This is a genomic window from Arachidicoccus sp. BS20 (genome assembly GCF_001659705.1).
Lineage (GTDB): Bacteria > Bacteroidota > Bacteroidia > Chitinophagales > Chitinophagaceae > Arachidicoccus.
Genome location: NZ_CP015971.1, coordinates 1,890,591 through 1,903,251, shown reverse-complemented (window position 1 = coordinate 1,903,251; position 12,661 = coordinate 1,890,591). Strand labels below are relative to the sequence as shown.

Annotated in this window: 14 protein-coding genes; 1 reads left to right on the top strand and 13 read right to left on the bottom strand. The window is 37.8% G+C overall.

The window, feature by feature from the left end; all coding sequences use genetic code 11:
* Positions 1-67 precede the first annotated feature (67 nt).
* The gene (locus A9P82_RS08590; protein ID WP_066206731.1) at positions 68-1,369 is read right to left on the bottom strand and encodes a radical SAM protein; all 1,302 of its coding nucleotides are present in this window, start codon (positions 1,367-1,369) and stop codon (positions 68-70) included.
* An 81-nt stretch (positions 1,370-1,450) separates the two neighbouring features.
* Positions 1,451-2,206: a hypothetical protein gene (locus tag A9P82_RS08585; protein WP_066206728.1), complete on the bottom strand. Its 756-nt coding sequence runs from the start codon at positions 2,204-2,206 to the stop codon at positions 1,451-1,453.
* A gap of 129 nt (positions 2,207-2,335) precedes the next feature.
* Here A9P82_RS08585 and A9P82_RS08580 point away from each other — a divergent pair, with 129 nt between their 5' ends.
* Positions 2,336-3,022 (top strand): VIT1/CCC1 transporter family protein, encoded by a 687-nt coding sequence (locus A9P82_RS08580; protein ID WP_066206726.1) that lies wholly within the window; start codon positions 2,336-2,338, stop codon positions 3,020-3,022.
* A 585-nt stretch (positions 3,023-3,607) separates the two neighbouring features.
* Here the strand turns inward: A9P82_RS08580 and A9P82_RS08570 are convergent.
* The 11 genes from A9P82_RS08570 to A9P82_RS08520 form a co-directional block, all read right to left on the bottom strand.
* Complete coding sequence (locus tag A9P82_RS08570; protein ID WP_066206719.1) at positions 3,608-4,237, bottom strand: NADAR family protein; 630 nt, start codon at positions 4,235-4,237, stop codon at positions 3,608-3,610.
* A 1-nt stretch (position 4,238) separates the two neighbouring features.
* Positions 4,239-5,363 carry an RHS repeat domain-containing protein gene (locus A9P82_RS08565; RefSeq protein WP_066206716.1) on the bottom strand — a complete coding sequence of 375 codons (1,125 nt, stop codon included), beginning with the start codon at positions 5,361-5,363 and terminating at the stop codon, positions 4,239-4,241.
* Between the two features lie 497 nt (positions 5,364-5,860).
* Positions 5,861-6,139: an Imm53 family immunity protein gene (locus tag A9P82_RS08560; RefSeq protein WP_066206715.1), complete on the bottom strand. Its 279-nt coding sequence runs from the start codon at positions 6,137-6,139 to the stop codon at positions 5,861-5,863.
* 10 nt (positions 6,140-6,149) lie between these two features.
* The gene (locus A9P82_RS08555; RefSeq protein WP_066206712.1) at positions 6,150-7,769 is read right to left on the bottom strand and encodes an RHS repeat domain-containing protein; all 1,620 of its coding nucleotides are present in this window, start codon (positions 7,767-7,769) and stop codon (positions 6,150-6,152) included.
* Between the two features lie 29 nt (positions 7,770-7,798).
* Entirely contained in the window at positions 7,799-8,101 is a 303-nt protein-coding gene (locus tag A9P82_RS08550; protein ID WP_066206711.1) for a hypothetical protein, read from the bottom strand.
* A 12-nt stretch (positions 8,102-8,113) separates the two neighbouring features.
* Positions 8,114-9,094 (bottom strand): RHS repeat domain-containing protein, encoded by a 981-nt coding sequence (locus A9P82_RS08545; RefSeq protein WP_066206709.1) that lies wholly within the window; start codon positions 9,092-9,094, stop codon positions 8,114-8,116.
* A 469-nt stretch (positions 9,095-9,563) separates the two neighbouring features.
* Positions 9,564-9,785: a hypothetical protein gene (locus A9P82_RS08540; RefSeq protein ID WP_066206705.1), complete on the bottom strand. Its 222-nt coding sequence runs from the start codon at positions 9,783-9,785 to the stop codon at positions 9,564-9,566.
* Positions 9,786-9,794: 9 nt separating this feature from the next.
* Entirely contained in the window at positions 9,795-11,012 is a 1,218-nt protein-coding gene (locus tag A9P82_RS08535) for an RHS repeat domain-containing protein (protein WP_066206701.1), read from the bottom strand.
* Between the two features lie 84 nt (positions 11,013-11,096).
* A complete protein-coding gene (locus A9P82_RS08530) occupies positions 11,097-11,351 on the bottom strand; it encodes a hypothetical protein (protein WP_066206695.1) in 255 nt (84 codons plus the stop codon).
* 238 nt (positions 11,352-11,589) lie between these two features.
* Positions 11,590-11,979: a hypothetical protein gene (locus A9P82_RS08525; RefSeq protein WP_066206692.1), complete on the bottom strand. Its 390-nt coding sequence runs from the start codon at positions 11,977-11,979 to the stop codon at positions 11,590-11,592.
* 121 nt (positions 11,980-12,100) lie between these two features.
* A complete protein-coding gene (locus tag A9P82_RS08520; protein ID WP_082915283.1) occupies positions 12,101-12,661 on the bottom strand; it encodes a hypothetical protein in 561 nt (186 codons plus the stop codon).

Sequence of the window (12,661 nt, the reverse complement as noted above, 5' to 3'; positions counted from 1 at the left end):
TTAATACATAAAAAGTGCATTGCAAATACACCGCTCAATGTTTGAAATTGCAGATTACAGTAATAAATTAATGCGCAAAATCACTCTCGTATTCGCCTCTAATACGTTCAATCGGTGGATTGTAATAACCAAATTTTACCAGCGGAAATTCTTCGTGAATCAAATCCATCATTTGTTTAATGCCCATAATCTCCGAAGTTTCGGTAATGCCGATATGCCCGAGATACCAATCGGGGTCAATGTTGAAATTGCGCCATTGAATCATGGTTAAATCCGATTCTTTGATGAGCTTGCGTAATGCTTCGTATTCCGCTTCCGTATCTGTCATGCCGGGAAAAACAAAATAGTTGATGCTTGCCCAACCGCCGAAACTGCGTACTACTTTGAGGCTTTCGACAATGTCTTCAAACTCGTAATTGTTCGGGCGGTAATATTTTGTATAAATATGTTTTTGTGCAGAATTTAAGCTTACGCGAATGCTGTTCAAACCCGCTTCACACAAGGCTTTCACGGCATCCGGCTTAGAGCCGTTGGTATTAATATTAATACTTCCGTTTTGCGTATGCCTGCGGATTTCGAAAATAGAATTTCTGATGGTTTCCCACATCAGCAAAGGTTCGCCTTCGCAGCCTTGCCCGAAACTCACGATAGGATAGGGCGCGTTCAACAAATGCGGAACGGTAAATTCTACAATCTCTTCCGGCAATGGTTTGAACGTTAATCTGTCTTGTGTAGAAACAATGGTTTCTTCTTCCGGCTGGAAAGAGATACAGCCAATGCAATTAGCATTGCACGCAGGCGAAGCCGGCACGGGGCATTCCCAACGTCCCAATGCAAAATTGCGCGCCGCCGGGCAATGATATGTGTTGCAGCAATTATCCATCAGGTGTTTTACCAACCGGTTGTGCGGATAATTTTTTAATAATTCAACCGCGCCTGTTGCAACTTTTGTATCATCATATCCTGCACATTCTTGTCGTATATCGTCTTCAATTCTTACGGCAGGAACATAAAATTTATTGTCATACCAACCTGCTGCCGTATAACAAAACAAAGGCAAAGTTGGCGCATCATCTTGGGTAGTTTCATAAGCCGCGAGATACAAACCTGTATGCGCCGGCGGAATGAAAGCCGCAACCGCCCAGCCTTTATCACATAGACGCATTTCGCCTGTTTTTACATCAATGCCAATGCCCCGTCGCCCGGGTAATTCATAGAGGTTCCCACCGTCGGGCAGTTCAATCCAATCTTCGTCGGGAACGGGAAATGCATCCCAGCCTGCACGACCGACAACATACAATGATGTGTCTTCAAAGATGTTTCCGTTGCCGTCGGAATATAAAATGTATGGAGACTGCGGTAATGACATAACTGTTTTGAATAGTGTGCAAAGGTAGGGAAAAGTGTGGAAGTCATTGAGTTTGCAAAACAAATGGTCAAATATGAAAAATTAATTTCTTGATACTTTGCACTTTGTGTATTCTTTGAATTGGTCAACGATAAATTGGTTGAGCGCCAAATCGTTCATTATGCGTAATTGCATAGCTGTCGGCTTTGCATAATTCATAAAAACAGCCAGTTCTTTATCATCGTCCAAATGCGTAATACTGCCCACAAGGCTTCGTGTGAAACGGCTGTTTACATACAATTCTTCTTCGCTTTGCAATGCAAATTGTTTATTGCGCCACTTTTGCTTGGTTCGGTTAATTTGTGCAAGCCGAATCAGCGCGTCAATATTTACTGCACCGCCCAAAGGCGTTAAAATCCATTCCTTTCCATAACGGAATTTCGGCTTTTCATACGTGAAAATATCATTGTATTTTTCTCTTGTTTGTAAAGAATCTTCGTGATAATTTCTTGCATGAAGTTTTACTTCAGGCAATTCATGTGCAACAGATGAATCGGCAAAATTCGGATTGTCAAGATAAATGTCAAACTTATCGGTTGCGGTAACATAATTTACAGGAAAGCGTATCATTTCTTTGTCTTCATGAAACACAAATAATGTATCATTTTCTTTATTCATGTTAATTGTGTATGCGCCGTCTGCATTGGTGTAAGCAGTATTGCCGGACGATGTTACAAGTTTTACATTTTTCAACGGATGCTCTTTATTGGCGCTGCCGTACACGTGTCCACGGATAGTTTGTGCGTGAATGTGAATAACAAAAGAAGAAACAAAAAAGATACAGAATAAATTTTTCAAAATATCAAGTTAAACAGCCAAACAAATTAGCTGAATTATTGCAGTATAAACAATTTTGTGATGTTAAAAATAATCCATGATTTGCTTTGTGGTTATTGTCATATTTTTACGTAATAACAATAACTTATTATGGCTGCACATTCAGAAAAGCATTTTACTTCTTCTCAGTTTATTAGCGATATTATCATCGGAATGTCCGATGGATTGACTGTTCCTTTTGCACTGGCTGCGGGTTTGAGCGGCGCCGGAGCACACAACAGTATCGTAATTACTGCCGGGATTGCGGAGCTTGTCGCGGGTTCAATTTCTATGGGGCTTGGCGGATTTCTTGCGGGAAAAACGGAGCAGGAACACTACGCCACCGAGCTTCAGAGAGAATATGATGAAGTAGAAAAAGTACCCGAGACAGAAAAAGAAGAGGTCAAGGAAGTATTTGCAGAATATGGCATTAGCAGAAAATTGCAGGATGAAATTGCGGAGGAATTATGTAAAGATAAAAAACTTTGGGTCGATTTTATGATGCGCTTCGAGCTTGGTATGGAGAAGCCGGATGAGCGTCGTGCAACAAAGAGTGCGCTTACAATAGGACTGTCGTACTTAATTGGCGGCATCGTTCCGTTAATCTCATATTTTTTTACAGATACGCCTTTAGCAGGCTTGAAATGGTCTGTGATTATCACATTGCTTTTTCTGTTTTTGTTTGGTTACGTAAAAACAAAATTTACCGGACAGTCGCCATTCAAAGGCGCGTTGAAGACGGTATTAATTGGAGTGATTGCTGCATTTGCGGCGTATTATATTGCAAAGCTGATTTAAAGCCGGCGGTTTTACTTTTTTGATGTATCAAATGAAAAAAGCAGCTACATTTGAAAACTCTAATTAACGCTGGCACTAAAATAAGGGAAGCTTACAATAACAATAAAAGCGAGCCATTGCAAAGCCATCCAAGTACAGATTTTTGTTTCAAATCGAATAAGCAACGCTTTGAAAGCATCCATCCACGCATTGGCGTGTTCAATTTTCGTTCGCCTTTTATACAATAGTTTATCAAAATATACATACTCGTCATTTATTGTTTTATTGCGGGGATTGTTTTTAATATTGGCTTCTATTTTTTCTTCTTTAATCCGAAGTTGTCCTATTTGTTGATGAATAACAAACCACCAAACAAATAATATTCAACTATTATATGCATAGGACATTATTAAACACAAAATTTTTAGGACTAATTAATGGTGTGGAAGTCGGGCGTGCTGTTGCCCAAAAGCCAACATAAAATGAATGTTCTCCTGAAGGGCTTTTTCTATCTTGCGTCAGGGGTAGATATTGTTCAGATAAGCGTAGACAAGTCCTTACCCTGCCAACTCGCTGCTAAAGTTCATAGAGGTTGTAAGACAAATGCTAATCGTAAATTCCTTCCCATTCTTTAGTTTCTGGATATTTCTTTCTGTATTCACCTTTATTGGCAGCCAAAAAGTATTTTGACCATTGTGTCAGATATTCTTCACCTAGTCCCATTCTCCAAAACAAATCATATTGACTTATTGTTGGAAAAGCAATCCATGGTGGCAAAACGGCTAATTTATCATTTACGAGTTTCAATAGTTCATCCCTAACTTTCATTAATGCAATTCCCAGTTTATTTTTTCCCATACCATCACCGCCATCTCCCCAATAATTATCATTCCGTGTGTGCTCAATAATTAAACAATCTTGAGTTGAAAATAATTTATGCATTAAATTAGGATGTTGTAAAAATTTACATTTTAAAGCCTTATACATAATGTCGTCCTTTATCAGCTCCCAATCTTCTCGAAGAATATTCTTTTTATTTCTTCCTTCGATTGCTGCTTCCATTGGCGACACTATTAATTGAATCTTTTTTTTAATCTCTCTATCATTAAATTTACTGGCTTGAAAATAATGCTCAACAGTATTCCATCTTTCATCGTCTATAAAAATAGGGAAAGGGGAAAAATTTGAAAAATAACCATAAGGTTCGTCCACTTTGTAAAATCTTATTTCTCTCATTTTATTTCACAGTTTTAATTGCATCTTGTGGAATATATCCAAAAATTGAAACTTCTTGTTGCCAAATAGAATAATGATAACCCGCAGATGTTCTAGGTAAATTCATCCACCCTTGTTGTATTGCATTTGCTGGAATTTTTGATAAATCAATCCTGATTAGCCCATTTCCACTAGAGAATGACCTTGCAACATTTATATCAGTTGATGTGGCTATCCAAGGATCATACAGAAATGATTTAGGGCTTGAACCTTGAATTAGATGTTGTTCCAATGTCCAAGAACCGCCTGGTGCTTTTGCAAAAATTCCTTTACCAACACTTAATGATTCACTATTTGCACTTGTTAATGAACGATAAACAAAATTTCCTCCATCTTCAGTTATACCAAAAACATTTTTTAATGATAAATTAGCTACGGAAGATTTCATTTCTAAAGTCATATCCGACATTCCAGAAATAATATCTTTACTTTCCATCAAAACAGTAGATAATTCTTCACCTTCACCCACCGGAGTTAATGAAGCTATGGCATTGTAGGTTTCTAATTGGTCAACCAAAGGTTTAGATGCAGAAACAGCATCTTGAATAGTAGCAGATATCTTAACTACATTTTTCGATATGCCATCGGGCATATGGTCTGTTGCCGATTTACCGGATGTTCCTGAAGATAATCTTATTCCTGCATTTATTGCTTCCGGATAACTATTTTTCCATTCGGAGAATTCTGCAGAGGCTAATCCATAATTTCCACTTATAAAATCGCCAACAGCTCGCCAAAACTCTTTTCCCTCTAAATCAATTCCATCTATAGGTCTATTTTCCGCATATGCAAACGGACTATTATAAGGATAATCTGAAGCAACCGGGTCAATTTCTACGAAGCGCCCAATTTGCGGATCATGATTGCGGTATTTAAACTGATACCAGTTTAATCCTAAATCGTCATCTAAAAGCTGTCCAACAAATTTCTTTTTATTATTCGGATAATTTGATGTTGAAGTTATTAATCCTATCTCTTTTTGCTCTAATCCGAATGGGTAATAACTATTTGCTTCCAGTATGGGACTTGCCACATTGTAATCATCTGTAACGACCATACGTGTATTACCTAAATGGTCTTTCAGCATATAGTCATACACCCAGCCAGCCTCCCCCGACCCCTCCGAAGGGGGGGAGACCGGTCGCGCTCTGCCTTCCGGTGTGCCAAAGAACTGTAAGGTATCATTCTGGTAAACGCTGCTGCCTAAGTATAAAGTAACCGTTTTCCTCGCCGGAAGTACCGTACTGTCAATCGTGACTTTGCGTAGCTTATTGCCAATCGCATCGTACGTATAATAAATACTTCCTTTACCGCTTACCCTGATAACCGAGGGTAAATTTAAGTAGTTATACGTTATCGAAGAAATACATTATGATTTTTCAATCATCAACATATCTGAAACACTTACAATCAATTCCTTTCGGTAAACGGCTTTTATAGCCTAAAAAATGATGTTGCCATAATTGCGCTTACATATTACATTCCTATTTTTCATTTTTCTATTCATCTGCGACTTAATCACATTAACTATTCTAAAGGATATCAACATATTTGATACACTACCCAACACAAACGGCGAGAAGATTATAATATATTTCCTATTTTGTCTAATAAAAAAATTATCTTATTAATATCGCCAGTAGCAATTAATTGCCTTTCCTTTGTATAAATATAATACCAATCATTTTCCGAGAGAGACTTACTTTCATTAACCGATAAATTTTCTAATGGCGTGTCTTCTAAATCAATAGTCACACACCATCCAGGATTATCAAGTGTTTCTATCTTTATTCCAAAATCGTGTTCCCAATCTCCATTACAATTTGATTGGAACCAATTCTGTATAATTACTAAACTATTCATATTTCTTATTTTAATTAGACCTCGGCATTGGGTCTTTTTTAGGGTCTAAAGGAATAACGTCTTTTTGTTTTGGAATATGTTTATGAGGCGTTGGAACTACGGTACCATCTGAATTAGTATGCGGCTTCCCTTTTGTGTCAATTCGTTCTCCTTCTTGCCATCCTTTTGGATTCTTGTCATTTTTATGGAAAGTTGTAGAACCTCTATCATTAATTACACTATGATCTCCTTCTGCTTCAGAATCGGGTTTCCTATTATTTTTACCTCGTCCTTCTCCTGAACCTTGTTGCGATTTGCTATCATCTTTTTGAGAAGTAGATTCTCCTTCGGTATGAAGCACTTTAGGTTTCATATCAGCAGGCTTAGGCGGGTCAATTAAATTCTTTATTTTTTCATAGCCGATTGCTAAAATAACAGTTGTTGTGGTTATTAGATTGCTTGCTGCTTTTGAAACGTCATTTCCAAATTCTCGAATAGCATCCGAATTACTCATACCGTTTCCACCGTGTGCAGAACCCGGATTAAATATTGGAGATAATGGAATTGGCATTGTAGCTTCCAAGCCATCCAACTCTATATGGCTTGTAACTTTATCCTCACTAAAAGCGTAGGGACTGTTATATTCGTAATCATCCGCCAGCGGGTCAATCTGCCAGAACCTTCCAATCTGCGGGTCATCCATACGATACTTGAACTCATCAATATCAACACCCAAGTCATCATTGTATTCCTGCTTCTGGAAAGTCCATTTTTTGTTGTGTAAAGAACCTGATGCTTCAAGGTCAATGTTCTTCATCTGTTCGCCGAATGGATAATAACTAGTGGCTTCCAATATCGGACTCGCCACATTGTAATCATCGGTAATTACCATACGTGTATTACCCAGATGGTCTTTCAGCATGTAGTCATACACCCAAGTATTGCCGTCTGCCCTCACCCTGCCTTCCGGTGTGCCAAAGAACTGTAAGGTATCATTCTGGTAAACAGAACTGCCTAAATATAGCGTTGTTGTTTTTACCGCAGGTAAAACTGTGCTGTCGATTGTGACTTTGCGTAGCTTATTGCCCGCAGCATCATACGTGTAGTAAATGCTTCCCTTACCGCTTACCCTGATAACCGAAGGTAAATTTAAGTAGTTATAACTAATCGCAGAAATATTTTTATTGAGGTCTTGGGTAAGGTTACCGTTGACATCATAAGCATAGTCATTGCCCGTGTTTGTTCCGTCCTGGAAGTCGCCCAGATTTTCCGTTGCCGTGCCGGCAGCGGCATCGGCAACCTTCAGTAGTTTGTTACTGTAGCTGCTATAAGTATAAGCCAGCTGGTCAATAAGCGGAGAAGAGCCGTCGGACTTCAGCCCGTACTGGTACATCTTTGTAATGTTGCCGTTGTAGTCATAAGCAAGGTTATTGACCGTATAGTTGACCGGGGAAGTGCTGAATGCATGTCCGACATACTGCCCGAAATTGGCGACAGTTAAACGATTGGCGGCATCGTAGCTGTAATTATACTTCCTTGCCTTGCGGTCATTAGCGCCTTTCCATATCATCCCGGCGATATTGTTATCAAAGAACTTTTTGGGATTTGCAAATCCTGTTTTATATATCGGTCGGGATGTTCCGTAGGGCATCTCGACCAGCGGGAATATTACAATTAAATTTAATCGCCATAAAAAACTAAATATAGATGCGACTCTTCCATGCATCTTTTTGCCAATAATATAAGGTTATCAATTAATAATTTACTGCCGAAGCCTCTATTTGATAATATTTTTAAATCTGTAATTAAGTCTTTCATTTGCAGATTGTTAAAAATCGTATCTCCGTATGGATTTAAATATTTAACCAATTTAAAATCGTCATTATTAATAATATCATCTTCAAATGAGTTTAGAAAAAATTCTGTATTAAGAGATTCTATTTTAGATTTCTTTTCATCTTCCAAAACAATTGTCCATCCCATATTATTACTGATTTATGGTTTACCTGGAAATGCTGTAACTAATTCTCCACTTGAATTGGTAATTACAGTGTAAAATGAGGTTGCGTGACCTGTGGCTCTATCAATACCAACTTCTTTTCCTGCATTAACAATTCGCGCAAAATTACCGTTAGCTTGCTTTACCATAGGCTGTTGAGTTGCTTCTTTTACTAATTTAGGAACATCAGCAGCATCAAAAAATTTGCTTTTGCCAGCAAATTTCGCAATATCATTCGCTGTGTGCCGCTCTAAGGTATGATTTAAGCCTTTTTCTGTCATCTCAATACTAGGATTCAAAAGAGCCTTTGCCCCTTGTTCTGTTGCATCTTCAGCAACCAGTTTTCCTATGCCTATAACAGTCAGCTTTCCTACGGCAGTAACAGCGGATTTTACTAAAAATAAATCGGAAATTGTCATTACCGAGTTAAAGATACCCCAACCCCAATGACCCGTCTGAAAATCATTAATAGCAGCCCTGCCTGAACCCCAAACAGGAATAAGGCTTTCTCCTGTGCCAGGCGCACCTACAGAATTGTTTTTAAAAGCAACAACAACATCTTGTGTTTTATTTTCTCCTTCATATATAGCGCTTCCGTCTTTAGCCTTTTGTCCTGTATTGATTAATGTATCTAATCCCAAAGGGTCATTATTCAGAACTGGATTATTAGCAGCATAATTAAAAAGTGATAAATTTTCTGTGCTTTCTGCATCGGGATCAATCTGCCAAAATCTTCCAAGTTGTGGATCAAGACTGCGATAGTCGGTTGCATAAAGGTCTATATTAAAATCTTCCTGCAACTCTGTCCCTTGATTGAATAGGTATTTATCGTGCAGCGGGTTAGTTTCCTGTGTTAACCCTATTGCTTTTTGTTGGAGTCCGAACGGATAATAACTATTTGCTTCGAGAATAGGACTTGCCACATTGTAATCATCAGTCAGCACCATACGTGTATTTCCTAAATGGTCTTTCAGCATATAATCATAAACCCAAGTATTGCCAGCAGAACGCGCCCTGCCTTCACTTGTGCCAAAGAACTGTAAGGTATCATTTTGGTAAACGGAGCTGTTTAAATACAGCGTTGTGGTTTTTACCGCAGGAAGTACCGTGCTGTCAATCGTAACTTTGCGTAGTTTATTGCCACTTGCATCGTACGTGTAATAAATACTTCCCTTGCCGCTTACCCTGATAACCGAGGGTAAATTTAGGTAGTTATAACTAATCGCAGAAATATATTATGATCTTTCAATTATCAACATATCTGATACACTTACTGCCAAATTGTTTTCTTAAATAGCTTCTATTGTTTGAAAACCGATACTATAATAAAAACACATATACATTATTGCGATGTTTTTATTTCCCCAATCTGTTATGACCCACATTTGTCGCGCCTTTCAAGAAATATCAACATATCTGATACACTACAGAATATTAACATATTTGTTATACTACTGAGATTGCTGGGGGATTATCCAATACTTGTTGTATTGCTTCTTCCCAATCATCCCATAAAGCTGGATCCATTGGTTTTCCATCATATGAACTTAATCGTATATCACCTAAATAACTTGCTAAATCATCGGAATTAGTTCTTGATTGAAGGCTTTCTAAAAAATAAAACATTGCTAAATAAGCTTCTTTATCAGTTAAAGTAATTTTATTCATACATATAAATTATGGAGTTAAATTTTGTTGCAATCCTGTCTGATTGTTATAAGACTTTGGAATATCATTTATACCACCGTTAGTTATTTTCCCATTTCTAACTCTTGCCCAAACTTGTTTGCCATCTTCTCGTGTTTTAGCATACCAATCATTACCATATTTATCTGTTCCAAGCTTATTTTTAGGATTATTTGCAGTATTTTCAAGTTCACTTCTATTCTCTTTAGTATCATCTTTAAAATGTCCATCTTTATCTCTAAAAATATGATTTTTGTTTTTTTCATCAATTGTTGTTTTTGATTCTTGCTCTGAGCTTTCTTTTTGTTCATCATCAGGAGAAGGTGGCGCATTAGTTGCAGCAGGCGTTTGAGTACTTGTTTGGTTTTGCAACCCCTGTTCCTTATTGTCTTCATATAAACGATAGCCTGTGTAAAGTGTTGCACCTATGTCAAAAATAGTAATGAGCGTTTTAGTTATAGGCTCAGGGTCTTCGGCAGCAAGCTCCCAGCCAACTGCATTTCTTTTAAATACTTGTAGAGCAATCGCACCTATGGAAGTGCTTGGATGAGCCTTCTTTATATGATAATCTAGTATAACTGTCGGTAATTCAGCAGTGTCGCCCGGGGCTCTTCCTGTCGGGTCATTAAATAATATCGGATTATCAAAAGAAAAAGCATAAGAACTCCATCTACGCATATATTCCTGCATGGGGTCTTGCTGCCAGAATCTTCCGATTTGCGGGTCGTACATTCTTGCTTCAAAATCCATTGCGTCAAGTCCGCTACCGTCGGCAAACTCACCGCTTTGCAGTTCATTACCATTAAACAAATACTTATTTTGTTGATTAGAAAGTGTTGCGGTTAACCCTATTCCCTTTTGTTGTAGCCCGAACGGATAGTATGACGTAGCCTCGAGAATAGGGCTTGCCACATTGTAATCATCGGTAATAACCATACGTGTATTACCCAGATGATCTTTCAACATGTAATCATAGACCCATGTATTGCCGTCTGCCCGCGCCCTGCCTTCCGGTGTGCCAAAGAACTGTAAGGTATCATTCTGGTAAACAGAACTGCCTAAATATAATGTTGTTGTTTTTACCGCAGGCAACACTGTGCTGTCTATTGTTGTCTTCCTTAGTTTATTGCCCGCAGCATCGTACGTATAATAAATACTTCCCTTGCCGCTTACCCTGATAACCGAGGGTAAATTTAGGTAGTTATACATTATCGAAGAAATATTTTTATTCAGGTCTTGGGTAAGGTTACCGTTGACATCATAAGCATAGTCATTGCCCGTGTTTGTTCCGTCCTAAAAGTCGCCTAAATGCTCTGCACTATCTACAGGTGCCGCATCGGCTACTTTTGCCAGTTTGTTGCTGTAACTGCTGTAAGTATAAGTCAGCTGGTCAATAATGCTTGAACTTCCGCTTGACTTCAGCCCGTACTGGTACATTTTTGTAATGTTGCCGTTGTAGTCGTAGGACTTTGTGTTGTTGGTGCGCTGCGCTAACAACAACGGCGAAAAAATAAAATAAGCCGTTTGATGATGTTTTATCGGGAGCATGGATTTCTCCTCGAAAGAGCCGTTTACACCGCTTGTCGAATATCCGAACTGTTTATTATAGAAAGTCCGTGTAGTTGCTGTGGATATAGTCGTTGCCGCTTTGTTGCAGTCGGTGCGGACACCAACCGATAGAGGGAATAAAATCGCAAAGTCCCCTGCGGGAGCCTGTGCGGGAAAGGAAGCATTTCAGGGAATATCAACATATCTGATACATTACTCCCTCTCTTCATAATTCGTGCTAAACGATATTCCAAATCTTTCTTCCAATAATTTCTTCATACCCTTTACAATCTTCATTATAATTAATAAATCTTGTTTTTTTTCTTTCAGTATCATATTCTATAATATTATTTATTTTAAACCAATAAAAGCCTTTAGAATTTGGTAACGAAACAAATTCTAATCCCGCATAATTTTCTTTTTCGCAGAACAGTTTGAATTGTTCCGACACAATTGTAAAGCCATCGCGTATATAGAATATATTTTTTTTCGATTTAATTTTTAAAGTTTCACTTACCTTATTTATGGAATAAATATCACCATATCTGGCACAATCATCTAAAATAATATCGTCGCCATACATATAAAAATCATTCTCAGAAAGATCAATTGTGTAACCTAATAACATATAATTTATTGTTTTAAAGTTGGATGCTGTTCAAAAAAATCATGTGCAGCCTGCTCATATTTACTTCCCGGACCTTGATAAAAATCGAGAAGGACAGCCAGTACTTCTTTGATAATCAATCCTACTTCTCCCAATCGTATTTATCTAAAATCTCTTTGAAAAAAATTTCCTTAAAACCAGCAGCCGAAAGTTTTTGCTTCGTTTCTATACCAACCATTTCTATGGGCGATTTTCCTGCATAGCTTCCAAAACATACATCGCTACGAAAAAAACCGTTTGCTAACGGAATATTACACTTTAAGCATACAGGAGTGGCTCCAATAATTTCCTCATATCCTTGGCATTCTTCACTATAATTGATAAATCTTGTTTCTCTTCTCACAGTATCGTATTCAACAACATTATTTATTTTAAACCAATAAAATCCCGGAGAATTTGGGAGTGTTATAAATTCTAATCCTGAGTATTCCTCAGCTTCACAAAACGCTTTAAAAACATCTGACACAATTGTGAAACCATCGTAAGTACATGACACATTTACTTTCCTCTTTTTGTTTGAATAGGTTGGGTTTATGGCATTAAGTTCATAAATATTACTATACTTAGAACACTGGTTTAACACAACATCATCTAACATATTACATTTATTATCCGATGGGCTTATTGAATATCCTAATAACAT